Raw genomic sequence first — 22,784 nt, 5'->3', positions numbered from 1 at the left:
ATCGCTTCTGCTGCATATGCCGCACAATCGAACTGCGCGAACGCAGTGCCGCGGGGACGCAGGAACTCAGGCCTGTGCGCACCCGCAAAGCGCGCTATAAATCCGGCTGTCAGGGCGCTTCAGCGCAGGAGGCTCTTTCAGCAACAGCCCCTCACCGTTACAGGCGGCGCCTGCATCGGTGAGGGGGATGGCGTCAATATGAGGAGAAGGGCATGAAGGGGAAATTGTTGTTCGCAATTTGCGTTCTTGGGGTGGTGGCTCAAGCCGCTTCGGCCTCTGGCCTGCCGGGTGCGCTCGTCACTCCGCAATGGCTGAGCCGGCATCTCAACGAGGTTACGGTTGTCGATATCCGCGACGACATGAAGAATTTGACCCAAGAACCACAATTCGGGGGTGTCGCGGCCAGTGGGAAAAAGAGTTTGCTGCAGACCGGCGGGCATATTGCCAATGCGATTGCTGTCGATTTCAACAAGATCCGGGTTGACCGGATCGTCGACGGGGTGAAGATTCAGGCACAAATGCCCACCGCGCAGCGCTTTACAAAGATTATGGATGATTCGGGTCTGAACAAGTCCGACAAGCCTATTGTCATTGTTTCGGTCGGCGACAGCGTCTCGTCCGTGGATATGGCCACCCGGCTTTATTTCCAGCTGCGCTTTTTCGGTGAGCCCCGCGACAAAATTGCCATTTTAAATGGTGGCCTCAACGCGTGGTTGCAAGACGGCTATCCGGTAAGTGTTGACAAGATTGCCGCAGCAACCGGAAACTGGACCGCCGGCCCCGCCGACCAAAAAATCCTTGCCTCTTTGGAACAGGTCAAAGTGGGGTTGCGGGAAGGCTCGTATCAGTTCGTCGACGCCCGTCCCGTGGATCAGTTCCTGGGTGTCGTCAGGAGTCCAGTGGATAAAACACCAGGGCACTTGGCGGGCGCCGTGTCCTTCCCGACCGACGCGATTGTCAGGCCGATTGGCGCGGCCTACGAATTTATGAGCGCAAGAGATTACAAGATGATCTTGGCCCAATTCCATATCAGGCCGGACGTGCCGACCATTAGCTACTGCAATACGGCGCTTTTTGCCTCCGGTGCGTGGTTCGTGATGAGCGAAATCGTCGGTAATCCAAACTCGAAGCTCTATGCGGGATCCATGATCGAATGGACGAATCTCGGAAATCCGACTGTCGGCTTGCCAGATTAGCGATGAATTTTCGCTGTTGGCGGACTCTTAATAGGTAGGCTTTGGATCCAATCGCGAATCAGCACAAATGGTGGCTTCAATGAGGCCATTACGGGATTCAGTGCGCAACGTGCACAGGAGAGTTTGTGGTCGATATGAAGACTCGATGCCTGGCGAAATAATCCCGTGTCGAACGAAAATAACAGAGGCGCAATGATTCGGGTGCGACGTTGACGTGGCGACTGCACGATCTTGGCATCGAAGGGGCATCCAACAAGCACTTGTTTTGGAAGTGCCATCGCGCAAAACCGCACGGCGCCGTTATACGGTCGCGAAGCGAAAGCCTACGCGTTGGGCGACTCGATCTGGCCTGAAAGATACCGTTTAATAATGCGCACAATCTCTTTGGCCTTGAAATTGACGGCGTGCCGTGGCCAGAACAGTTCGCGCTTGTCGCAAACCGTGTCCATGCTGAATCGTGATATCTCGCCCGCCAGACTCTGGTAGGCCGAAGAGGCCTTTCCGGTGGCCAGCTCGGCGTCCAGTCTGGCGCGCAAGGCGCGCGCTTCCTTGATTTGGCTGGCCACCTTTCGGCCGCGACGCGGTGAAATCCGGCCATGCCGAACCTTTAGATCGTTGAGACGCTCAGCCGCCGCGTAGGTGACGTCGACCAGCTCGGTACGACTCATCCACCGGGTTTCGTAATTGAGGATCCGCTCCCAGGTTGGCTGTATCAGCAGCTGCCGGTGCTCTTCGAGTGTGCGTGCGAAGAGGCGGTACCCGAGGCGTTCCGGTTCTTCGAAGCCACGGCTACCCGGATCGAGGAAAGGTCCCATGGGTGAAATGAAGCAGGACAGCCGTGCGTCACCCAGGGCAAAGAGATGTTCGCAGTAATCGATGGTCTCATGGACCGAGCGTACGGTCTGTTGCGGCAAGCCAATCATGAAAAATACGTCAATGCGGTGGCAGCCCTGCCTTAGCGCCTCCTGAAAGAACGACTCCATCGCAGTATTGTCATATTCGCCTTCGCCTCCGCCTTGCGCATTGCGAACCGCGCGGTCATGGCTTTCAGGACTGAACTCCATGCTCCAGTTTTTGGTCGATCGAGCAATGGCTTGCAGCACCGAGGTCGGCGGCACGGTGAAAAACTCGAAGACGATTTCGTTGTTGATGCGGGCCAGCCGAAGCTGCTCGAGAACTTCCGCGGCATGCATTGGGCCGGCTTGGAGCAGATCGCCGACCAGGAAAATCGGAGCGCGTGTCAGACGGCTGATGGCCTGCATGTTCTCGACCAGGCTTGCCGGGCTGCGGAACACGGGTTTGTCGCGCATCGTCAGGTGCGTGCAGGTTGTGTGCGAGCTGCCGCACGTGACACAGTCGTGTGCACAGCCCTTGACCGTGAACACGGTGGTGATGGGGTTCTTGGTCCAGCCGTTGAACGGTGTGACGCTCTGCAAGTCACGATAGCGAAGAACCATCTCGACCATCAGGTCCGGCCGCAAGTCGGCGTAATCGAGAGTGGCCGGGATGAAGGTATACGGGTTGACCTGGACTGCCCCGGCCTTTTTCCACGTAAGGTTTGGAATGGTGGTGAGATCGCTTCCGTCGCGCAAGGCAAGCAGCAACTGGTGCAGGGGCGGCTCGGTGCTGTCGCCCCGCAAGACATAGTCGACCTGCGGATAGGTGATCAGCTCCTCATGAAAGTAACTTGACGACAGGCCGCCCATGATGATTGGCGTGTCGGGCAGAATTTCCTTTGCGATGCGCGCCACCTCCAGCGCGCCATGGCAATGTGGCAGCCAATGGAGATCGATCCCGATGGCCGCGGGCTTGGCAATTTTGGCAAGGAAGCGCGGAACGCTGAAGCGGCGGCTATTGATCATGCGCAGCGCCAGATTGACGATGCGCACTTCCATTCCCTGCCGCCGAAGATAGCTCGCGATCGTCAGGAAACCGAGGGGATACATCTCGAATACCGTTGACGACGGAATCAGGTCGCTCACGGGTCCATAAAGGATCGCATGTTTGCGAAAGTCATACACGCTCGGCGCATGGAGAAGCAGCAAGTCCACGTTTTTCAATTCGTTTTCTCCATTGCGCGCAATTACAGTCCGCGGGACTCCGCCAGCTTGTGCGATAACTATAGTCCCGAGCGGTCTGCGCTGCGTGCAGATTGCAGGGTAGGGGGCTGGGAATGCCTGGGGTGACGTACCTCCCGGTCTTGACGTGGATCAAGTTCGAGGCGCACATTTCCGACTAGCCTGAAAATAGTGTGTTGCTGGGTCCTCAGCTGGCGCTTGACTCGCCCCGATTACGCCAACGCGCTTGCAAGGTTTCACCGTATCGACGATGGTCGTGCCTTTCGAGGCGGGCCTTCACAATGGAGGTGAGTCGATGGATGCAACGTTTTGTGACCCCATGGTCCGATGCGCATTTGCGGCAAGAGGTGCCGATCCCGCGGTGTCACCATTGGGCGCCTTGCGGTGTGGCGGCTTAGGGGATTGAACATGCAGCGCCGTGACTTCTTGAAGGTCAGCGCGGCAGTGGGGTCTGTCGCGCTGCTGGGGTCTACGCTGGAAGGGTGCAGCCAGCCTGCCGAATGGCAGAAGATGATGACACAAGCACCTGCAAAGCAAAGCCCGACGGTCTGCAATATCTGCTTTTGGGGTTGTGCCGCAAGTGTGCATACGCGAGACGGTGAGCTTTGGAAAATCACGGGCCAGCCGGGTGATCCGCATTCGAACGGACGGCTATGCACGCGCGGAACCGGCGGCGTTGGCGCGTACTACGATCCAAATCGGCTGGTCAAGCCGCTGTTGCGGGTGCAGCGCAATGGGAAGCAGAGCTTCGAGCCGGTCAGCTGGGACGTGGCGCTTGGCTTCATCAGCGAAAAACTGAGTAAAGTCGCGCGCGAGCACGGCGCCGATCGCGTCGCGGCGCTTGTCCACGGCCCGGGCGCCGGACACTTTGACCACCTTGTACGCGCTTTCGGAAGCGACAGCATCGCGCAGCCTGCATTTGCGCAGTGCCGCGGGCCACGTGACACCGGATTTTTCCTGACGTTCGGCGAAGGGTTGGAGTCACCCGAACAGACCGACATGGAGAATGCGCGGTGCATTGTGCTGGTTGGATCGCATATCGGCGAAAACCTTCATAACAGTCAGGTGCAGACGTTCGGGGACGCCATACGCAACGATGCAACCATTATTACCGTCGATCCGCGTTTCTCGGTGGCGGCCGGAAAATCCCAGCATTGGCTGCCGATCCGGCCGGGTACAGATATTGCCCTGCTGCTGGCTTGGATCAATGTCATCTTGGCCGAGCAGCTTTATAGCCGCGATTATGTTGTGCGCAACACATTGGGTTTCGACGCGCTGGCGCAGCACGTCGCGCCGTTCACACCCGAGTGGGCTTATCCCGAGACCGGGGTCGACGCCGAGCTCATCCGCCGTACAGCGCGCATCATGGCCGCTGCGGCGCCCGCCACCGTCATTCACCCTGGGCGTCATTCGACCTGGTGGGGTGACGATACGCAACGCGCCCGTGCGATGGCGATTCTGGCTGGACTGCTAGGCATCTGGGGAGCACGCGGCGGGTATTACCTACCGGAGGCGGTCGAGCTCCCAAGCTACCCGCTTCCCGCTTACCCCGCGCCGAAGGCGTCGTGGCGGGACATCACCCTGAAAAAGTATCCGCTCGCGGGAGCAGCGGTCACGAATGTCATTATCGATAACGCCCTCGGCAAGGATGCCCACTACAAGGCGCTGATCGTCTACGACACCAATTTGCCGATGACGATGCCGGGGGTGCGGGAGAAGCTCGCCACCGCATCCCAGTCGCTTGAGTTGATTGTGGCCATTGATGTGCAGCCGTCAGAGATGACGGGGTATGCGGACGTGGTGCTGCCCGAATGCTCCTATCTTGAGCGCTACGACCCGTTGCGAAATTCGCCTGAACGTGAGCCTTGCGTGGCCCTGCGCGCGCCGGCACTGCCACCTCGGGGCGATTCGAAGCCTGGCTGGTGGATTGCGAAAGAGCTCGGCAAGAGGCTTGGGCTTGAGCGTTATTTCCCGTGGCAAGACTACAGTGAAGTGGTGGACTGGCAGTTGAAGCAGGTCGGCAGTTCTCTCGCCGAGATGCAGAAGATCGGTCTCAAGAAGTTCCCGCGTCGCACGCCGCTGTATTGGGATGCGGGCGCAAACATTCCTTGGAAAACGCCCAGCGAAAAGATCGAGCTGTATTCGACTCTGCTGAGAGATTCGGGATTCGAGCCGCTGCCGCATTACACGCCGCCTCGGCCCCCGTCCGACGGCTATTTCCATCTGAACTATGGCCGTGCGCCGCAACACAGCTTCAGCAGGACCCAGAACAATCCGGTCCTCTTTCAGCTGATGCCCGAAAACCTGGTCTGGATCCACCCGCAGGCTGCGCGCCGCTTTGGTATCGACAATGCCACCTACGTCCGGCTGGTCAATCAGGACGGCGTTGTCAGCAACCCTGTGCGGGTGCGGGTCACCGAGCGCACGCGGCCGGATTCGGTTTGGCTCGTCCATGGATTTGGCCACACTGCAAGCGGCCTCAAATTGGCGTTTGGTCGTGGAGCGGACGATTCGGCGCTCATGACCCGAGTCCTGATCGATCCGATCATGGGTGGCACAGGGATGCGGGGAAATTTCGTCACATTCCGCAAGGAGGTGGTGTCATGACGCGGTATGCCATGGTGATCGACACAAAGACCTGCGTGGGCTGCACGGCATGCGTTGATGCATGCCGCATGGAAAATGATGTCCCCGAAGGGCTGTGCTACGACTGGGTGGTTGAGGTCACCACCGGGATCTATCCGGATTTGGCGACTGAATTTCGTTCCGAGCGGTGCAACCATTGCTCGCATGCAACCTGCGTCGAAGTCTGCCCCACTGGCGCGAGCCAATATTGGAACGGTACCAATATCGTGGTCGTGGATGCCACGCGCTGCACTGGCTGCAAGGCCTGCATCGCCGCCTGCCCTTACGACGCGCGTTTGATCATGCAGCCGCAGGGCTATATCGGCAAATGCACGTTCTGCGTTCATCGAGTCCAAGTCGGCGACGATCCCGCGTGTGTAGCCGTGTGTCCGACGCGCGCGATGCATTTCGGGCTGGTTGACGAGCCGACCAGTGAGGTCAGCCAACTGCTCGCCAGCCGCAAACACTACACACTGCATCCCGAGAGCGGCAACGAGCCAAACGTGTTTTACCTGCGTTGAGGGCCAGGAGGCGCTCGACACCAATTGCGAATACCGAAAAGACGCAGGGAGAGGAGTCAACGATCATGCGCGAGGAAGTTCTGGCCAGCGTGTTGGCCAACGCAAAAGTCGAGCCTCAGCTTGCGATCTGGGGCTGGCAAATTGCGACCTATCTTTTTCTCGGTGGCCTGGCCGCAGGGCTCATGGTGTTGTCGGCTTGGGCGGTGCTTGCGCGGCGCGAGGCCCAGGCGCCGTTCGCCGCGGGCCAAGCGCCACTGATCGGATTCGTGGCATTGATGGTCGGGATGACGACCCTTTTCCTCGATCTCGAGCAAAAGATCAACGTTTGGCGCTTCTATACGGGACTTCACGTGACCTCGGTGATGTCATGGGGGTCTTGGGTGCTGCTGTTGGTCATCCCTGCACTGGGGCTGCTGACGCTGGCTGGCTTGCCCAGCGGGTTTCCGGCACTTTCGGCATGGTTGGACCGGCTGCCGGCAATCGGTCCGCGCCTGATCGCACCGATCAGTGCAATCTGCGTCATGCAGCGCCGCAAGCTGGCCGTCCTGAATTTCGCTTTGGGCATTGCCCTTGGCATTTACACCGGGGTTTTGCTGTCGGCATTCAACGCGAGACCATTCTGGCATTCGGCGCTTCTCGGCCCGCTCTTTCTCACTTCCGGGCTGTCAACCGGCGCGGCGATGATGATCTTGGGCACAGGAGCCGACGGTGAGAGGCATTTGTTCGGACGGATCGATCTGGGTCTTATCTTGGTGGAACTCGCGCTGATAGGCTTGTTTCTCGCTGATATGCTCAACGGCAACGCGCTGCAGCGCGACGCTGCGGCACACGTGCTCGGTGGTGGCGCCACCCAGGTGTTCTGGCTCGGATTCATCGGCGCCGGGCTCGCTTTGCCGCTTGCGCTGGAGCTTGTCTTATGGAGACGCTCCATGGTCAGCGTTGCAGCCGTTGCGGCGGTGTTGGTCTTGTTTGGTGGATTTTTGTTACGTGACGTGGTCGTGAAAACGGGTCAAGAGACCAGTTGGAGCCATTTCGACAACCAGTTCAATGCGTCCCTGCTGAAGGACCTGCGCAAGGACGGCGAAAACCCTAATGGTCGTTTCTGAGGAACAAACCATGCCCAAGCGAAATTCCGGCATCCGACGGCCAAGCCTGGCCGCTGCGCTGCGTGCAATACCGCTGCTCGTTCCTGCCGTCGCTGCACTGTCTCCCGTTGACGTGGTCTGGGCGGCGATGCCACGGGACGCCACGCTTCAATCGCTGGCGCAAGCGGTGGCGCGCGGTGATGATGCGATCACGCCCGAGCATTTGCGCAACTTGATGTTGGCGCATCGAGGGGATTTCACGTTGATCGACATCCGCTCGGCCAGGGCCTTCGCTGAGGCCCACATTCAAGGTGCTCAGAACATTCCGTTGCCCAAGCTATTTGATCCGGCGGAAATTGTGCGCCTGCGGCGCGTGCCGCAGGTGATTGTCTATGCGGAAACAACCGACAGGCAGGCGCAGGCCACCACACTGCTGCGAGTGGCGGGCGTGCCGGCGCTCGGACTGGCTGGGGGCCTGAGTGCATGGGCCAAAAAGATTGACGCGTGGGCCTCTCAACGCGAAACATTTCAGATTGTGCGTGCCTTGAACACATGCCCACAGGCCGGTGTTGCGCCGATTCCAATGCTCGAAATCGGGTCGCCTCAAGAGGCTGCGTCCGCCGCGGGTGCGGCCGTTGCACCAATGCCGAAGGTTCCCGTGCGAATCAACCTGAAAGGGATCTGCAACTGAGTAGCGCGCTGGCGGCGGCGATCTCGCCGCCTAGCCCCATGTGCGTCCGTGCCTCGGAGAGCCAATGGACCAATCCGACGTGATGAAATTCGGTGGCGATTTGACACTGGCGGCCGCCGACCAGCCACTGCTCGAGCACGTCCTGGCGGGCGCGAACCGCATGGTGCTTGCGACCTCGGTCGACGGAAACAGCTCGGCTGCTCCGCTTCAATTCGTGCTCGACGGCCAAGATTTGATCTTCGTGTGTTGCAAGGCGTCTCGAATCGCGGCCCAAGTGGCGACCAATTCGTCGGTGCAGGCTGTGATCTGGCCCTGCGAACAAGGCAGTGAGCTCGGAGTGGAAATCAGCGGGCACTGCAGCGAGATTCTGGATCAGGCAGGTCGCATTCGCGCAGTCGCCCTGTTGCAAGCTGGGGTTCATGTGCCGCAACAGGCGATCCATGATGTCACGGGCAAGGTGCCCAGCGAGTTTGGCTGCTTTCGGCTGTCTCCGACGCGCACGGCACTGGTCGACACCTTGGCCATCCCGCGTTTTGCGTGGCGCGACTTTCCACAAAACGAGCCCAGCCACCCCTTGCAGGCGCTGCGGGCGCTGAGTCGCTGGATGCGACTTTGGGTGCATGCCGTTCGTGCGCCGTTTTTTACCGCGGCCCTGGTCCCTGTGCTGTTGGGGGGCGCCATTGCCAGCTATGCCATGCGGCGTGCGGGTGAAGGCCAGGAGTGGTCGTGGGCCATTTTTGTGTGGGCATTGGTCGGGGCGGTGCTGGCTGCGGCTGGCACCAATCTGATCAATGACTACGGAGATCACACCAGCGGGGCGGACGATCAGAATCAGGTGGGCGCCAATGCGTTCACTGGTGGAAGTCGGATGATCCAGCTTGGGCTTCTGGCGCCGTGGAAAGTGCTGGCAGCCAGCATTGCCTGTTTCGGGGCAACGATTTGGATCGGGCTGCACATCAACGCGCTCATCGCCGGGTCGGCGTTTGCCCCGACGCCTTTGCTGATGATCGGGGCTCTGGGCTGTGCCCTGGGCGTTGCCTACACGGTGGGGCCATTTCCGCTGAGCTACCGCGGATTTGGTGAGGTCGCGGTGGCTGTCGGTTTTGGACCCGTCATCGTCCTGGGGACAAGTTATGTCTTGACGGCAGGTGGCGCGACGCCATGGCCCGTGTTTGCCAGTGTTGTTGCGTCACTGCCCGTCAGCGTGTTCATCTTGCTCGTGCTTTGGATCAACCAGTTTCAGGATGCGCCCGCCGATGCCATCAGCGGAAAACGCAACTGGGTCGTGCGCATCGCTCAAGATCGCGACATGGCGTTCACCTATGACCGCGTATTCGGCATTTATCGCCTGTTCAACTTGGTGGGCTTCACGCTGATCGTGGCGCTCGGTGTGCTTGGTGTGGTCACTCCAGGCTTGGCGACCCCGTATGCGTGGCTCGCGCTTCTGCCGTTCCCGCTCTTTTTCAGGGCCGACCGCCTCGGCCGTCGCTGGGTGGAGCGTTGGCGCGACCCCAACGAGGATCGCAAGCGCCTTCCATTTGACCTGTTGCAGGTTAACGCAATGTCCGTGTTGCTTCACTTGTCAACCGGCGCGCTCCTCGCGCTCGCCTATCTGCTTGGATCGTGATTGGAGAGTGTGCTCGCAGCGGACCCGCCATGACTGTCAATGCCTGGCTTATCCATAAGCAGCGTTGCCTTGCGCTCGAAGGCGTCAATGGCGCGATTGAGCAAGATCCAACTCATACGGCGTGCCACATGGGTCAGGAGCGCGGAACGGAATTCACATTCGAGTTCGACTTGAAGCAGCGTTTGTTGTGGGCCAGTCGGGGTGAAGGTCCAGCACAAGTGGAATTTGCGAAAGGGCTGTGATGGGCTGTCAGTTGCCCGAATATCCAGACGGTGGGGCGGATCCCATTCTGCGATGGACTCGAACGTGATTTCGGCGCCGACGAGATTGATGGTCTGCTCGACCCGGCAGGACGAACCCGCTCGCGCGAGAACCCGAACGGCCTTCCATCCAGGCATGTATCGGGGATAGGCCTCGACGTCGGCGACCAGTGCAAACAAGGCGTCGTTCGGAACGGCGAGATCACGTTGGACGCGGCAGGAAGTCATGCGCGGGGCTCGGGCGTTATAGAAGAAAAGGTGGGCGCAAGGGGGTGCCGCAATCATCAACATTGGCGGCACACGGGCGCCTGATGTTCGCGCATGGCAACGCCTGTTGTGAATTATCCAGCGCGCGGGCATTGCGACAATTTTGCAGGTGAACATGTTCCCTGGCGCCAACGCTTCAGAAACGCATGGCAGAGATATGGATCGACGGTACGAAGAGACGCAGTCACGCGCAGGTGGCTTCCGGTTCATGCAGCGCAGGTCCATTGATGGCGAGGCAGACTCCATCACCGGCCAGCGGCCGACTGCATGCGGAAGTCAGCATGGCTACAACCCGACGAGGCAAGCTTATGGCCAGCGCAAGCCTGCTTCGCAGTGTCGCCGAGCTCATGTTTCATCTTCGAACAGATTTAAAGCAAGGATTCTTGATGAAGGTCAATCAGGCGCCTGGATCCGGGATCGCATTCACGTTGAAAGTTGCCTAGATTGAACTTAATGGGGAAAGCGAAGGCGCAGCTTGGTTGATCAAGAGGACCAGCCCGGCGCTGGTTCGCTCTTGAAGTGAGGAGACGGAAATGGTGGCTGAGAACCAGACGTTTTATGAGCTGATGCGCGCGCAGGGAACAAGCCGACGTTCCTTTCTCAAGTTCTGTTCGCTGACGGCCGCAGCGCTGGGCCTCGAGCCGATATACGCGTCGAAAATCGCGCACGCCATGGAAACCAAGCCGCGCATTCCCGTGCTTTGGATGCATGGGCTTGAGTGCACATGCTGCTCGGAATCCTTCATTCGGTCCGGGCATCCGCTGGCGAAGGACGTCATTTTGAAGATGATCTCGCTCGACTACGACGATACCTTGATGGCGGCTGCCGGGGAGCAGGCCGAGGCGATCCTCGACGAGATACCCAAAAAATATAAGGGCCAATACATCCTGGCTGTCGAGGGAAATCCTCCGCTTAACGAGGATGGCATGTATTGCATCGTGGGTGGAAAGCCTTTCGTCGACAAACTCAAGTCGGTCGCAGCCGATGCAAAGGCGGTGATTGCCTGGGGCGCATGTGCGTCTTGGGGATGCGTGCAGGCCGCGCGGCCCAATCCAACGGCGGCAACGCCCATTGATAAAGTGATCACGGACAAACCCATCATCAAGGTTCCGGGCTGTCCGCCAATCGCCGAGGTCATGACGGGCGTCATTAGCTACATGGTCACATTCGACCGACTTCCCGAACTGGATAATCGTGGAAGGCCTCTGATGTTCTATGGTCAACGGATTCACGATAAGTGCTACCGGCGACCTCACTTTGATGCGGGTGAATTCGTCGAGTCATGGGACGATGAAGGGGCGCGCTCGGGGTATTGTCTCTACAAAATGGGTTGCCGCGGACCAACCACGTACAACGCCTGTTCGACCATTCGTTGGAACGGGGGCGTTTCCTTTCCAATTCAGGCTGGACATGGTTGCATCGGCTGCTCCGAAGAAAACTTCTGGGATAACGGCCCGTTCTACCAACGCCTGTCCCACATCGGAACGGCACTCGGGATCGAGGCGACGGCCGACGCATTCGGTGGTGCTGGTGCCGCGGTCGTTGGCGCTGGGGTCGCGGCGCACGCCGTGGCCAGTGTGGTCAAGGTGGTGCGCAAGAAGCGCCAGGATAAGGTTGAGCAGTCCGACATGGGTGACGGAGGCGAGCAATGAGCACGGTGACGACGCCGAACGGCTTCAACCTGGACAACAGCGGGCGCAGGCTGATTGTGGATCCGGTCACGCGGATCGAAGGGCATTTGCGTTGTGAAGTCAACCTCGATGCGAACAATGTCATTCGCAATGCAGTGTCGTCCGGGACCATGTGGCGTGGGCTTGAAGTCATTCTCAAAGGGCGTGATCCACGTGATGCCTGGGCATTTTGTGAGCGTATCTGCGGCGTGTGTACCGGGGTGCACGCGCTCGCATCGGTGCGCGCCGTGGAAGACTCGCTCGGGATCAAGATCCCCGAAAATGCAAACACCATCCGCAATCTGATGCTTGCGACGCAATGGGCGCAGGATCATTTGATTCATTTCTACCATTTGCATGCGCTGGACTGGGTTGACGTGGTCAACTCGCTGAAGGCGGATCCGAAAGCGACGAGCGCGTTGGCACAGAGCATTTCGCCGTGGCCCAATTCATCGCCGGGATATTTCCGGGATGTGCAATCCCGGCTGCAGAAATTTGTGAATTCCGGGCAACTTGGTCCATTCATGAACGGCTACTGGGGTAACCCGGCCTATCGGCTCCCGCCCGAAGCGAATTTGATGGCGGTATCACACTATCTGGAAGCGCTCGATTTTCAACGCGAGATCGTCAAGATTCATACGGTGTTCGGTGGCAAGAATCCCCACCCGAATTGGCTTGTCGGGGGCATGGCGTGTGCCATCAATCTGGATGAGGCGCTCGCGGCAGGCGCACCGGTCAATATGGTGCAACTCAACCTCGTCTCGTCAATCATTGACCGGACCATTGACTTTATCGACCAGGTCTATATGCCTGATCTCAAGGCGATCGCTTCCTTCTACAAGAACTGGACCTACGGGCGCGGGCTGGCGGGGCAAAACGTCATGTCCTATGGTGAATTTCCGCTGCACGCGAATGACTGGTCGGAAGGCAACATGCTGATCCCCAGTGGAGTCATCGTCGGTGGCAAGCTTGGTGCCGTGATGGACGTCGATCTTCGGGACCCCCAGCAGGTGCAGGAGTTCGTCGATCATTCTTGGTATCGCTATCCGGACGAGGCGGTTGGTCTTCACCCCTGGGCTGGGATCACCGACCCGAACTTCAAGCTTGGACCCAACACGGTGGGGACGAAGACGGATATCAAACAGCTCGATGAATCCGCCAAGTACTCGTTCATCAAGGCGCCACGCTGGCGTGGGCACGCGATGGAGGTCGGTCCGCTTTCCCGGTTCACAGTGGGCTACGCGCGGGGAATACCCGAATTCAAGGAGCCGGTGGACAAGCTGCTCAGCGATCTGGGTTTGCCGGTCGACGCACTGTTCACAACGCTGGGCCGCACCGCTGCGCGCGGCCTCGAGGCTTCATGGGCGGCGCACAAGATGCGCACGTTCCATGATCGCTTGATGGATAACCTGCGTGCAGGGGACCTCGCCACCGCATCCACGGAGAAATGGGAACCGTCCACTTGGGCGGCCGACACCAAGGGCATCGGCCGCGTTGAGGCTCCGCGTGGCTCGCTGGGCCACTGGGTGCACATCAAGAACACCCGTATCGAGTCGTATCAAGCCGTCGTGCCGACGACCTGGAACGGTTCGCCGCGGGATCCCGCGGGCAACATTGGTGCGTTTGAGGCGTCGCTACTCAACACGCCGCTCGCCGAGGCAACACAGCCGCTGGAGATTCTTCGCACCTTGCATAGCTTTGATCCCTGCCTTGCGTGTTCGACTCATGTCATTGCGCCGGATGGGGGCGAGTTGGTTCGCGCCGAGGTGCGTTAGAGCCTGCGGCTAACCGGGGAATCCGTCATGCCCGATCAATCGCAATTGTCGTGGACCGGCGTCGCATCGCCACAAGTGACCGCGCCAGTCTATGTTTATGAACTGCCGGTGCGCATCTGGCACTGGCTTGTCGCTGCAGCGATCACGGTGCTCGCCATCACCGGTTGGCTCATTGGCAATCCGCCGTGGCCGCTCTTTCTCGGTCAGCCTTACAACCATTACCTGATGGGTGACATTCGGCTGGCGCATTTTTTGAGCGGATACGTCCTGGCACTGGGCATGATGGTGCGAATCTATTGGACTTTCGTCGGCAACCGCTACGCCCGAGAGATCTTCGTGCCGCGGGTTTGGACGAAGGATTGGTGGCATGCCTTTTTTCGAACGGTGCGCTGGTATCTCCTGATCGAACGCGAAACCGGCAAGGAGACCGGCCATAACCCGTTAGCGCAGCTTGCGATGTTGTTCATGTTCGTGGTCGGTGTGCTGTTCGAGATCATCACCGGATTCGCGCTGTATGGCGAAGGCACAGGGTATGGGTCCTGGTCCAATCATCTGTTTACGAGTTGGGTCATTCCGCTGTTTGGCAGCAGTCAGACCGTTCATACTTGGCACCATCTCGCCATGTGGTACCTGATCATGTTCGTGATCGTCCACGTCTACATGGCGATTCGCGAGGACATCATGTCGCGCCAGACCATGATCAGCACAATGGTCGATGGCTGGCGTTACTTCAAAGACGGCCGCCCATGATCGCCGAGCGATCGGTCCTTGTCCTTGGCATTGGCAACATCCTGTGGGCCGACGAAGGCTTCGGCGTGCGTGTGGTTGAAGCGATGCACGAGCGCTATCGTTTCGGCTCCAATGTGAAGCTTGTCGATGGCGGCACGCTGGGCCTGGGACTGTTGCCCTGGATTGAGGATGCCGATGTCTTGTTGATTTTCGACGCGATTGATTATGGCCTTCCCGCTGGTTCGTTACGCCTGATCGACGATGCCGACGTGCCGCGTTACCTCACAGCGAAAAAAATGAGCCTTCACCAGACAAATTTTCAGGACGTGCTGGCGCTCGCCGCCCTCTCGGGGCGTCAGCCGACGCGAATGCGTCTGGTCGGTGTGCAACCGCTGGACCTCGAGTCCTACGGCGGAAGCCTGTCGGGACCTGTTGATGGGCAAATTGATGCCGCGATCGCAGCCGGGATTGCGTTTCTTGCACAGGCGGGGCTCCGCGCCGAGGCTTTGCCTTGTGGCACTGCTGGGGACCCGTTGGGTCCGGCATCCGTGGCGAAGCAGCCGTACGAGCGGGGGCGGCCCCAGGCAACGCCTGGATCGAAGGCGTCTTCATGACCAATGCCACGAGTGGTGTGTTTCAGCGACTTCTGGCACGGCCCGACGTCGAACAGCTCGCGGGCGACGCGGTTGATGCCTTCGCTGCCACGGGTACGCGTGTGTTGTTTTTTACGGGCAACAGCAGGCGTTATCCGGAAATCGACGACGTCGCTGCCGTGCTTCCCGAGTTGATGACCGCATTCGCCGGGCGCTTCCGCGTGGGTGTGGTTGACCCTGACGTCGATCGCACCGCGGCGCAGCGCTTTGGCGTCAACGTTCGCCCGACTCTCGTCTTCTTGCGCGACGGTGCTGTGCTGGGATCGATTGGGCGCATGCGTGATTGGGCCGTCTATCTCGCCGAGATCGCCGCAATTGTGGCCGATCCAGTCAACACCGGAGGTCCGTACGCTGGCCCATCCACCGGCTTGGGAGATACATGAGATGACCGATCGTCGCACGTTGCTGCACGGCCCGAGACCGGCTTCCCTTGATGGTGGGCCGGGATATCTGCAGTTGCCCAAGGAGATGGCTGTATTCAGCCCGCCGGCGCTGCCCGACGACCCCGAGCTTCGCCAGGCCGGCAAAGCATGGCCGGCGTTATTGAGTTCGGCGCTCGCCGCCTATCGGATCGGCATGCCGAGCCCGCGCTTCGACCTCGATGAGACCGCGGCGACGGAGCGGCGATTTCTCGATGATCTGCTTGGACGTGGCGAGGTTAGCGCGGTCGTGCTTGGCGAGCCGGAGTTGCGTATCCAGGAATCGGTGTTTCCTGGTCTTTGGCGGATTCAGCGGATCAGTGCCGACGGCCGAGTGGTGAGCGACGCGCTTGAAGTGGCTGACGCCCCGGAGGTACTTATCACGAGGGCCCGCCAGGCGAGTGCGCCAATGGACATGCCATTGCGCGATGGGATCACGTCCGACGTGGTCAATGCACCCCATATTCTCGCCGAGTTGATTGCGCGAAGCCGGGCATTCCAGGCTGGGGCAGGGGGGCACATGATCAATCTGGACCTCGTGCCGATGAGTGATGCGGAACTGGGATGGCTCGTGCAGACCCTTGGCGAGGGGCCAGTCGTGATCTTGTCGTCGGGCTATGGAGCCTGCCGTATCCGCAGCACTCGGCTTGCCGCGACATGGTGGGTGCAATATTTCAATTCAAGCGACATGCTGATCCTCAACTCGATCGAGGTCATCGGTATTCCGGCGGTCGCTTGCGCGGCGGACGACGATATTGCCGAGTCCGCCCAGCGGTTGCATGCATTGCATACACTCGATTTATGACACACCCCGCAGCTATGGCAGCTCTGCATTATGAATGTCGAATCTGCTGGACAGTCTATGCGCCCGAGACGGGAGACGTGGTCCGCCAGATTCCACCAGGCACGGCGTTCGAGGATCTGCCTGACGACTGGAGTTGCCCCAACTGCGACGCCGCAAAGGGGCAGTTCATCCGTGTTGAGACCGAGGAGCGTCGTGATGGCTGATACGGCTTCGTCTGCGAGCGAGGCCGCGCACGCGGGCATCGCGGTTGCCCAACAAATCGCCGACTGGGCGGGACAAGGCCTGAGCGCGCCCGCACGGCTCCTTGGGGTTGCAAGGGGATTCGTGGAATGGGCCCATTATCCGCAGCCTGATTCGGTTGATCACGAGTCAGGCTGGAAGTTCTACTACCACGCGCACGTTGCCAGCCAGCGGCCCCGCGCGGAGCACGGACACTTTCATATTTTCGTGCCTTATGGCGCAACCCGGGGAAGCGGCACGCCGCAGTTTTCCCATCTCATCGGGCTGTCGGTTGATGTGAGGGGATTGCCCTTTCGTCTTTTCACAACCAACCGCTGGGTGACCGATGAGGTCTGGCAGGCCGCCCCCGCGCTGCATGCACGACTCAAAAGACCGCGGCTACGGCATGCCGAGCCTTCCGATGTGGCGCGCTGGCTCGAGAATCTGCTGATCATCTTCGCGGATGACGTGGAATTGCTCTTGCAAGCGCGCGACAGACGGCTGGCCGGCGCGACAGGCATCGATCCGGTCACAAGGTTCGATGATTATCGACTGCGGATCCCGAGCCAGAGGCCGGTGAATCTCCCGCGTCGCCTCCGCGCGCTTGGATGCGTGACGATGTAGTGAACACCAAGGGAGCATGGCGAAATGTGCTTGGGCATACCGATGCAAATTGTCGAGAGCGCCAACCTGGTCGCGCTGTGCGAGGGGCGGGGGGTGAGGCGCACGGTGAATCTGGCACTCGTAGGTGAGCAGCCGACAGGAGTGTGGCTGCTGGTCCTCCAGGATGCAGCGCGCGAGGTGCTTGACGCCGAGGAGGCGCGGCGCATCGACTTGGCACTGGATGGTGTTGAGGCGGCGTTGCGGGGGGAAACCGATTTGGCAGCGTATTTTCCCGACCTTGGGAATGCACCGGCACCGCCCCAGTGATGCTGGCTAGGCGGAGCTGCCACGCACGGCGGCGATGATTGCCTGGCCCAGTGCCAATCCGCCGTCGTTTGCCGGAACATGCTGGTGTGACAACACGTTCAGTCCCAGACCCTCGAGCCGGCTGTGCATGGCCTCAAAGAGCATGCGATTTTGGAAGACACCCCCAGTCAGCGCGCAGTGCTGGCAGCCCCAGCGCTGTGCAGCTGTTTCGATGCACGCGCTCCAAGCTTGCGCAAGCCCGCTGTGGAATCGCCGCGCAATGGCGGCCAGCTCGACGCCGCGTGCCATGTCGTCCAGCAGCGAGCGCCACATCGGGGCCGGTTGCAACTCGATCATTCCATCAAGCGCCACCAGGTCGAATGGGTACGCGCCGCCATCGCAGCTGCGCCATGCCAGTTGTTCGAGGGCCGTTGCAGCCTGACCTTCGTATGTCTGGTAATCAAAGTTCAGTCCCAGCGCCGCTGCTACTGCGTCAAAAAGCCTGCCGCATGACGAGGCGGCGGGGGCGTTGATGCGATGGGCGATCATGCGTTGGAGCGTTCCCAGGGGCTTGGCTGCAAGGCGCTGAAACAGCGGCAGCGAGGCGTGACGCTCACGCAGATGATCCCAATCCGGTAAAGCCAAGAGCTGCGCCGCCAGGTTGCGCCATGGCTCACGCATCGCCGACCCGCCACCGGCCAAGGCAACAGGCTGCAGGCGTGCGAGCCTCCTTGCTTCGCGGTAATCCGCGAGAAGCAATTCGCCTCCCCACAGAGCGCCGTCGTCGCCATAGCCAAGTCCGTCGAGCGCGACGCCCAGCACGGGCCCAAGGTGCGCCGGGTAGCCTTGCTCGGCCAGGCATGCGGCGATGTGCGCATGATGGTGCTGCACCTCGATGAGCTGAAGTCCATCGGCGGCCGCCCAGGCCCGTCCAAGTTTGCTCGCCGCGTAGTCCGGGTGCAGGTCAATCGCCAGCGCTTCGGGTGCCTGGTCGAAAAGCTGTTGATACAGACCGAGGGCCTTTCTATAGTCGGTTTGTGTCGGCACGTTTTCGAGATCGCCGATGTGCTGCGACAGCAAGGCCTGACCGGCACGAATCAGGCAGAAAGTGTTTTTCAGCTCACCTCCAAGCGCGATGATCCGACGCGACCCATCGACACCGGGCGGTAGCATCAGTGGCTCGGGCGCGAAGCCACGGCTGCGTCGCAAGACACGAGCGCGGCCAGCCATCGGACGCAGGACGGAGTCGTCGAGACGGTTCACGATCTCTCGATCGTGCATGAGGAAGACATCGGCGATCCGCGCGAGGTGCTCACGCGCGTCGGCGTTATCCGTGCACTGGGGGTTCCCCGAAACGTTCCCGGACGTCAACACCAAAGGGTGTTCAAATCCAACCAGCAGCAGATGGTGCAGGGCGCTCATGGGCAGCATGAAGCCGAGTATGCCGCTTCCCGGGGCGATGACATCGGGTAGGGTTTGCGGGCCTGCGCGTTCAAGCAGCACAATCGGCGCTGCGCGGTTGGTCAAAGCGGCCGCCTCGGCCTGATTGACGTCACGCCAGCGGCGCACGACGTCAAGGTCACGCGCGATCAGTGCCAGCGGCTTGTCGGGCCTGAACTTGCGCAGACGCAGACGCCGCACGGCCTGCGCGTTGGTCGCGTCGACAGCGAGATGGAAGCCCCCGATACCCTTGATCGCCACGATCTCTCCGGCACGCAGCCGTTCAGCCGCGGCTGCAATGGGATCGCCGGCCGCGATCTCGCCAGCGCCGTCCTCGAGCCACAATCGTGGCCCGCAGGTGGGGCAGGCGTTGGGCTGGGCGTGAAAGCGTCGATCGGTTGGATCGTCATACTCGCGGCGGCATGAGGCGCAGAGGGGAAATGCGGCCATGCTGGTGTTGGCACGGTCGTAAGGAATCGCCCGAATGATCGACAGTCGTGGGCCGCAGTGCGTGCAGTTGGTGAAGGCGTAGCCTGCGCGGCGATCCGCAGGATTGAACACTTCGCCCATGCAGGCTTCGCATGTCGCGGCGTCGGGCGAAACGAAGGTGCGTGCGCCGCCTTCGAGCGGGCTCGCCTCGATCGTGAAGCCGGTTGCGGGTGCCACCAGATCCAGCACAACGACGTCGATGCGGTCAATGCGTGCCAGCGGCGGAGCTTGCGCGCGCAAGGCATCGATGAAGGCATCGAGGTTGCGGGGATCTCCCCACGCGCGAATGAGCACGCCGTCGGCGTCGTTGCGCACGGTTCCGGCCAGGGCGTGCTGATGCGCCAAGCGCCACACCGTCGGGCGGAATCCGACGCCCTGGACAATGCCGCGCACGCGGATCTCGCGCGCAGCCACAGATGAGCTGTGCGCGCTGCGGCGCGCTGCATGCTCGGGCGATGGCATCGAGGGGCAAGTGTCAGGTGAGCGTCACGCCAGACGGTTCGGCTGTCTGATGCGCTGCGCTCCGCCGGCCAAGGAGCCGCGAACGCCGCGTCAGGCGCAGCCATTCGTACCACGCCTCCATCCCTTCACCGGTTCGTGCCGACAACAACAGGATTTGCACCCCGGGATTCACCCGCCGTGCATACTCGACGCAGCGCTCGACGCTGAAGTCGACATGAGGCAGCAGATCAATCTTGTTGATGAGCACAAGTTGGGCGGCGTGAAACATGTCCGGGTATTTCAGCGGCTTATCCTCGCCTTCAGTGACGGACAGGATGGCCACTTTGGCAGCCTCGCCAAGATCGAAGGCCGCGGGGCATACGAGGTTGCCCACGTTTTCAATAAACAGCACCGACGCCTCGGCCGGTAAGAGCGCGTGCAGCGCGTGACCCACCATGTGTGCATCGAGGTGGCAGCCCTTGCCCGTGTTGATTTGTACCGCCGGCACGCCTGTGGCCCGAATGCGTTCGGCGTCCAGGCTCGTTTCCTGGTCCCCTTCCATGACGGACACGGGCATTTCGCTCTTCAACGCAGCAACCGTCCGCGTGAGCACCGTGGTCTTGCCCGAGCCTGGACTCGACACGAGGTTCAGGGCAAGGATGCCGCGCTCGGCCAGCCAACTGCGGTTGACAGCCGCGTAGCTGTCGTTCTTCGCCAGAATGTCGCGTTCCACCCGCACCTTGCGATCCGGCTGCAGACCGGCTGCGTGCGCGTGCTGAGCCTGCCCGTGCTCATGAACATGAACATGTTCATGTTCATGATGGTGAGCATCATCATGACTGTGCTCGTGGCCTTCGATCCGGACCGCACCTTCTCCACATCCGCATTCTGTGCACATGATTAATCCACCTCCAGTTCCTTGATGCGCATTGTCTCGCCACCCGTGACTTGCACCTGGTGACTTCCGCACACGGGGCATGCGTCGAGGCGGCTGGCGACCGCAATGCTGTCACCGCATGCCATGCACCAGCCCCGCCCGGGGCTGCGCTCAATGCGCAGGATTGCGCCCTCAGCCAAACTGTCGCGACACACCACATCGAAGCAAAAGCGCAGCGCGTCAACCTCGACCGCAGCAAGCTCGCCGATGTCCAGGCACACCATCCTGACGCGCCTGAAGGACTGCGCCACAGCCTCGTCCTGCAAAATCTGCAGAATACCCTCGCACAAGGACATCTCATGCATGGACAGGCTCCTCGCGTGTCACGCCCGGCAGCCGCAGGTCGAAGCCGACACAGGGGTCGACCGCATGCACCGCGAGCCGGGCCAGGAGCGAGAGGTCGGTCTCTGGCGTGCACGGGATCGCCTCAAGGAGGCGGACGGCGGCGCCTTCCGGATGAAAGTTCCACTCGGTGGGTGCCAAGATGCGATACCTGCTGATGCGCCTGTGAGCGTCGAGCACAACGCGATGCACAAGGGTTCCGCGCGACGCCTCAACCATGGCCAGCCCAGCCTGCGCGCGCCCCCACGGCCGCTCGTGGTCCGGGTCAAGAAGTTCGTGCGTGGTTTCGGCAGCATCAAGCAGACGCGCGGCATAACGCGCCATAAACCCACCGCCGCGACGCGCCTCCAGGTCTCGGATCATGGGATGCTCGGCCTGTCGCGCGAATGGCCCGGTTTCACGGCATTGGTCCTCCCAGCGGGGGCGGGCGACAAATTCGGCCCAGTTCTCGGCGTCCAGATAATGCGTCAGGCCCACCGCATCGAGATCTTCGAGCGGTGCCGGCATCGCCCTCGGCACAAGCGCATCGTGCTGACTCAGCCAGGTGATGAAACGCGCCGGCGCGCCATCGCTGCGCCGCGCCCAGCGCAGCAGCGCCTGGCCACTGTCAATGCGGCGGAATTCACTGGCCGGCATTGTCAGAACGCGGCGTTCGATGAATTCGCGCAAGGCCCAAGCAGCCTGCGCGTGCGGCTCTGGCTGCATGAGAGCGGCACACACGCGATTGATTTGCCCAAGCGCATCAAAATCAAGTGCGGCGCCCATGAGCTGTGGCCAGTCGAGATACAGCCGCAACAAATGCTCCCGCAGACTCTCCGTCAAAACGGCACGCCTGCGCGTGCGATGCCGGTTGGATTCTTCAAGGTCGGCGTTGAGCAGGCTGTCGAAGGCGCCTGCTGCTGCGGCCTGGTGGGCGCGTCCACAGACATTGAACAATGTCGGGAGAATGGCCAGTGCCTGTTCCGGGGTCTTGCCTTCGAACAATCGCGCGGCAAATAAGGGGCGCGATGAGTCGATATGCACCTGCATGCCCCGCTCTGTGCCCGGGCGTAATGTGATGCAAAGCCGGTAGTCGAAAGCAGGCTGCGACCCGCTCGCGCCCTTGCTTGTGAGGTGACCGTGCGCGGCATTCATGAAGCCTCCGAAGCCAGAATCCAAGGATACGCCGGTCTAGGACGTGGCGCGAGGGGCCCGCGCGCTCAGAGCTTGATCCGCCGCAGACAAGCATGCCAGCACGGCCTTCACACGCAGCAGTCGGCGCGTCGCGGGCTGATCGCCAGCAAGGGGGTAAGCCCCGTTTCTGATGCATCGGCGGTCCTGTGGCCGCCGATGCGAACCTCGTGGCCCGTGATTTGCTGCCGCGACTCGACGCAGACCGGTGCGCAAGTTGTTCAGGGGAAGCCCTTCCCCATCGATTGAACTCCCGCTTGGCGGAGATCTTCTTTCTCTGCGACGAGGCGAACGCTCAGGCCCGGTTCGGGTGCAGGGGTTGAAGGGCGAGGCGCCTGCGCGTCAATGCCGTGCCGGGCATCACCCTCGGAGCCTGTGCGTGGGCAAAGATGGTCATTTGCCGATCTTCCTTGGGGTTTTCCCGATCGTGTTTTCG

22 protein-coding genes are annotated in these 22,784 nt (G+C 60.9%); 16 read left to right on the top strand and 6 right to left on the bottom strand.

Features of this window, described 5'->3' with window-relative positions:
* Positions 1–212: 212 nt before the first annotated feature.
* Positions 213–1,196 (top strand): sulfurtransferase, encoded by a 984-nt coding sequence (locus CD04_RS0108330; protein WP_031405809.1) that lies wholly within the window; start codon positions 213–215, stop codon positions 1,194–1,196.
* Between the two features lie 323 nt (positions 1,197–1,519).
* On the opposite strand, the gene CD04_RS0108325 is transcribed toward CD04_RS0108330, so the two are convergent.
* On the bottom strand, positions 1,520–3,247 hold the full coding sequence (locus tag CD04_RS0108325) for a TIGR04190 family B12-binding domain/radical SAM domain protein (RefSeq protein ID WP_231480614.1): 1,728 nt from the start codon (positions 3,245–3,247) through the stop codon (positions 1,520–1,522).
* 435 nt (positions 3,248–3,682) lie between these two features.
* Here CD04_RS0108325 and CD04_RS0108320 point away from each other — a divergent pair, with 435 nt between their 5' ends.
* The 5 genes from CD04_RS0108320 to CD04_RS0108300 all read left to right on the top strand — a co-directional run bounded on the left by CD04_RS0108320 (position 3,683) and on the right by CD04_RS0108300 (position 9,823).
* Positions 3,683–5,881, top strand: coding sequence for a molybdopterin-dependent oxidoreductase (locus CD04_RS0108320; RefSeq protein ID WP_031405805.1), 2,199 nt, complete (start codon positions 3,683–3,685; stop codon positions 5,879–5,881).
* Positions 5,878–6,420 (top strand): 4Fe-4S dicluster domain-containing protein, encoded by a 543-nt coding sequence (locus CD04_RS0108315; protein WP_031405804.1) that lies wholly within the window; start codon positions 5,878–5,880, stop codon positions 6,418–6,420. Before CD04_RS0108320 ends, CD04_RS0108315 begins: the two co-directional genes overlap by 4 nt.
* Before the next feature lie 65 nt (positions 6,421–6,485).
* On the top strand, positions 6,486–7,526 hold the full coding sequence (gene nrfD / locus CD04_RS0108310) for an NrfD/PsrC family molybdoenzyme membrane anchor subunit (protein ID WP_031405802.1): 1,041 nt from the start codon (positions 6,486–6,488) through the stop codon (positions 7,524–7,526).
* A 10-nt stretch (positions 7,527–7,536) separates the two neighbouring features.
* The gene (locus CD04_RS0108305) at positions 7,537–8,196 is read left to right on the top strand and encodes a rhodanese-like domain-containing protein (protein ID WP_051849037.1); all 660 of its coding nucleotides are present in this window, start codon (positions 7,537–7,539) and stop codon (positions 8,194–8,196) included.
* Between the two features lie 64 nt (positions 8,197–8,260).
* Positions 8,261–9,823, top strand: a complete 1,563-nt coding sequence (locus tag CD04_RS0108300) for a prenyltransferase (protein WP_031405797.1) — start codon at positions 8,261–8,263, stop codon at positions 9,821–9,823.
* On the opposite strand, the gene CD04_RS24140 is transcribed toward CD04_RS0108300, so the two are convergent.
* Entirely contained in the window at positions 9,805–10,311 is a 507-nt protein-coding gene (locus CD04_RS24140; RefSeq protein WP_197033060.1) for a type II toxin-antitoxin system RatA family toxin, read from the bottom strand. The two genes, CD04_RS0108300 and CD04_RS24140, sit on opposite strands and share 19 nt — an antisense overlap.
* 572 nt (positions 10,312–10,883) lie before the next feature.
* Between CD04_RS24140 and CD04_RS0108285 the strand changes: the two genes are divergently transcribed.
* From CD04_RS0108285 to CD04_RS0108245, 9 genes are read left to right on the top strand one after another with little or no spacing between them, the layout of a single operon-like run.
* Positions 10,884–12,002, top strand: coding sequence for a hydrogenase small subunit (locus CD04_RS0108285; RefSeq protein WP_031405793.1), 1,119 nt, complete (start codon positions 10,884–10,886; stop codon positions 12,000–12,002).
* Positions 11,999–13,795, top strand: coding sequence for a nickel-dependent hydrogenase large subunit (locus CD04_RS0108280; protein ID WP_031405790.1), 1,797 nt, complete (start codon positions 11,999–12,001; stop codon positions 13,793–13,795). The genes CD04_RS0108285 and CD04_RS0108280 overlap by 4 nt, the downstream gene beginning before the upstream one ends.
* Before the next feature lie 27 nt (positions 13,796–13,822).
* The gene (gene cybH / locus CD04_RS0108275) at positions 13,823–14,545 is read left to right on the top strand and encodes a Ni/Fe-hydrogenase, b-type cytochrome subunit (RefSeq protein WP_031405788.1); all 723 of its coding nucleotides are present in this window, start codon (positions 13,823–13,825) and stop codon (positions 14,543–14,545) included.
* On the top strand, positions 14,542–15,138 hold the full coding sequence (locus tag CD04_RS0108270) for a HyaD/HybD family hydrogenase maturation endopeptidase (RefSeq protein ID WP_031405786.1): 597 nt from the start codon (positions 14,542–14,544) through the stop codon (positions 15,136–15,138). The genes cybH and CD04_RS0108270 overlap by 4 nt, the downstream gene beginning before the upstream one ends.
* Positions 15,135–15,560: a hypothetical protein gene (locus CD04_RS21605; RefSeq protein ID WP_081857859.1), complete on the top strand. Its 426-nt coding sequence runs from the start codon at positions 15,135–15,137 to the stop codon at positions 15,558–15,560. Before CD04_RS0108270 ends, CD04_RS21605 begins: the two co-directional genes overlap by 4 nt.
* A 1-nt stretch (position 15,561) precedes the next feature.
* Complete coding sequence (locus CD04_RS0108260; RefSeq protein WP_031405782.1) at positions 15,562–16,401, top strand: hydrogenase expression/formation protein; 840 nt, start codon at positions 15,562–15,564, stop codon at positions 16,399–16,401.
* Positions 16,398–16,604, top strand: a complete 207-nt coding sequence (locus tag CD04_RS0108255; protein WP_031405780.1) for a rubredoxin — start codon at positions 16,398–16,400, stop codon at positions 16,602–16,604. Before CD04_RS0108260 ends, CD04_RS0108255 begins: the two co-directional genes overlap by 4 nt.
* Positions 16,597–17,244 carry a hypothetical protein gene (locus CD04_RS0108250; RefSeq protein ID WP_038167607.1) on the top strand — a complete coding sequence of 216 codons (648 nt, stop codon included), beginning with the start codon at positions 16,597–16,599 and terminating at the stop codon, positions 17,242–17,244. Before CD04_RS0108255 ends, CD04_RS0108250 begins: the two co-directional genes overlap by 8 nt.
* A 24-nt stretch (positions 17,245–17,268) precedes the next feature.
* Positions 17,269–17,550, top strand: coding sequence for a HypC/HybG/HupF family hydrogenase formation chaperone (locus tag CD04_RS0108245; protein ID WP_031405776.1), 282 nt, complete (start codon positions 17,269–17,271; stop codon positions 17,548–17,550).
* Positions 17,551–17,556: 6 nt separating this feature from the next.
* Here the strand turns inward: CD04_RS0108245 and hypF are convergent, their stop codons facing one another.
* Together hypF and hypB are read right to left on the bottom strand one after the other, a co-directional pair.
* Complete coding sequence (hypF, locus tag CD04_RS0108240; protein ID WP_081857858.1) at positions 17,557–19,920, bottom strand: carbamoyltransferase HypF; 2,364 nt, start codon at positions 19,918–19,920, stop codon at positions 17,557–17,559.
* A 13-nt stretch (positions 19,921–19,933) separates the two neighbouring features.
* A complete protein-coding gene (gene hypB, locus CD04_RS0108235; protein ID WP_369792786.1) occupies positions 19,934–20,632 on the bottom strand; it encodes a hydrogenase nickel incorporation protein HypB in 699 nt (232 codons plus the stop codon).
* Positions 20,633–20,665: 33 nt separating this feature from the next.
* Between hypB and CD04_RS25215 the strand changes: the two genes are divergently transcribed.
* Positions 20,666–20,803 (top strand): hypothetical protein, encoded by a 138-nt coding sequence (locus tag CD04_RS25215; RefSeq protein WP_369792785.1) that lies wholly within the window; start codon positions 20,666–20,668, stop codon positions 20,801–20,803.
* On the opposite strand, the gene hypA is transcribed toward CD04_RS25215, so the two are convergent.
* Together hypA and CD04_RS0108225 are read right to left on the bottom strand one after the other, a co-directional pair.
* Positions 20,800–21,141 (bottom strand): hydrogenase maturation nickel metallochaperone HypA, encoded by a 342-nt coding sequence (hypA, locus tag CD04_RS0108230; RefSeq protein WP_031405769.1) that lies wholly within the window; start codon positions 21,139–21,141, stop codon positions 20,800–20,802. The genes CD04_RS25215 and hypA overlap by 4 nt on opposite strands.
* Complete coding sequence (locus tag CD04_RS0108225) at positions 21,134–22,312, bottom strand: nickel-dependent hydrogenase large subunit (protein WP_031405767.1); 1,179 nt, start codon at positions 22,310–22,312, stop codon at positions 21,134–21,136. The genes hypA and CD04_RS0108225 overlap by 8 nt, the downstream gene beginning before the upstream one ends.
* Between the last annotated feature and the right edge of the window lie 472 nt (positions 22,313–22,784).

Source organism: Thiomonas sp. FB-Cd, from assembly GCF_000733775.1.
GTDB lineage: Bacteria > Pseudomonadota > Gammaproteobacteria > Burkholderiales > Burkholderiaceae_C > Thiomonas_A.
This window is presented reverse-complemented; position numbering and strand designations above follow the sequence as displayed.

Excerpts from the sequence above, each read along its gene's own strand:
- CD04_RS0108330 (WP_031405809.1), top strand. The coding sequence starts at position 213 with ATGAAGGGGAAATTGTTGTTCGCAATTTGCGTTCTTGGGGTGGTGGCT.
- CD04_RS0108320 (WP_031405805.1), top strand. The coding sequence starts at position 3,683 with ATGCAGCGCCGTGACTTCTTGAAGGTCAGCGCGGCAGTGGGGTCTGTC.
- CD04_RS0108315 (WP_031405804.1), top strand. The coding sequence starts at position 5,878 with ATGACGCGGTATGCCATGGTGATCGACACAAAGACCTGCGTGGGCTGC.
- nrfD (WP_031405802.1), top strand. The coding sequence starts at position 6,486 with ATGCGCGAGGAAGTTCTGGCCAGCGTGTTGGCCAACGCAAAAGTCGAG.
- CD04_RS0108305 (WP_051849037.1), top strand. The coding sequence starts at position 7,537 with ATGCCCAAGCGAAATTCCGGCATCCGACGGCCAAGCCTGGCCGCTGCG.
- CD04_RS0108300 (WP_031405797.1), top strand. The coding sequence starts at position 8,261 with ATGGACCAATCCGACGTGATGAAATTCGGTGGCGATTTGACACTGGCG.
- CD04_RS24140 (WP_197033060.1), bottom strand. The coding sequence starts at position 10,311 with ATGACTTCCTGCCGCGTCCAACGTGATCTCGCCGTTCCGAACGACGCC.
- CD04_RS0108285 (WP_031405793.1), top strand. The coding sequence starts at position 10,884 with ATGGTGGCTGAGAACCAGACGTTTTATGAGCTGATGCGCGCGCAGGGA.
- CD04_RS0108280 (WP_031405790.1), top strand. The coding sequence starts at position 11,999 with ATGAGCACGGTGACGACGCCGAACGGCTTCAACCTGGACAACAGCGGG.
- cybH (WP_031405788.1), top strand. The coding sequence starts at position 13,823 with ATGCCCGATCAATCGCAATTGTCGTGGACCGGCGTCGCATCGCCACAA.
- CD04_RS0108270 (WP_031405786.1), top strand. The coding sequence starts at position 14,542 with ATGATCGCCGAGCGATCGGTCCTTGTCCTTGGCATTGGCAACATCCTG.
- CD04_RS21605 (WP_081857859.1), top strand. The coding sequence starts at position 15,135 with ATGACCAATGCCACGAGTGGTGTGTTTCAGCGACTTCTGGCACGGCCC.
- CD04_RS0108260 (WP_031405782.1), top strand. The coding sequence starts at position 15,562 with ATGACCGATCGTCGCACGTTGCTGCACGGCCCGAGACCGGCTTCCCTT.
- CD04_RS0108255 (WP_031405780.1), top strand. The coding sequence starts at position 16,398 with ATGACACACCCCGCAGCTATGGCAGCTCTGCATTATGAATGTCGAATC.
- CD04_RS0108250 (WP_038167607.1), top strand. The coding sequence starts at position 16,597 with ATGGCTGATACGGCTTCGTCTGCGAGCGAGGCCGCGCACGCGGGCATC.
- CD04_RS0108245 (WP_031405776.1), top strand. The coding sequence starts at position 17,269 with ATGTGCTTGGGCATACCGATGCAAATTGTCGAGAGCGCCAACCTGGTC.
- hypF (WP_081857858.1), bottom strand. The coding sequence starts at position 19,920 with ATGCCATCGCCCGAGCATGCAGCGCGCCGCAGCGCGCACAGCTCATCT.
- hypA (WP_031405769.1), bottom strand. The coding sequence starts at position 21,141 with ATGCATGAGATGTCCTTGTGCGAGGGTATTCTGCAGATTTTGCAGGAC.
- CD04_RS0108225 (WP_031405767.1), bottom strand. The coding sequence starts at position 22,312 with ATGAATGCCGCGCACGGTCACCTCACAAGCAAGGGCGCGAGCGGGTCG.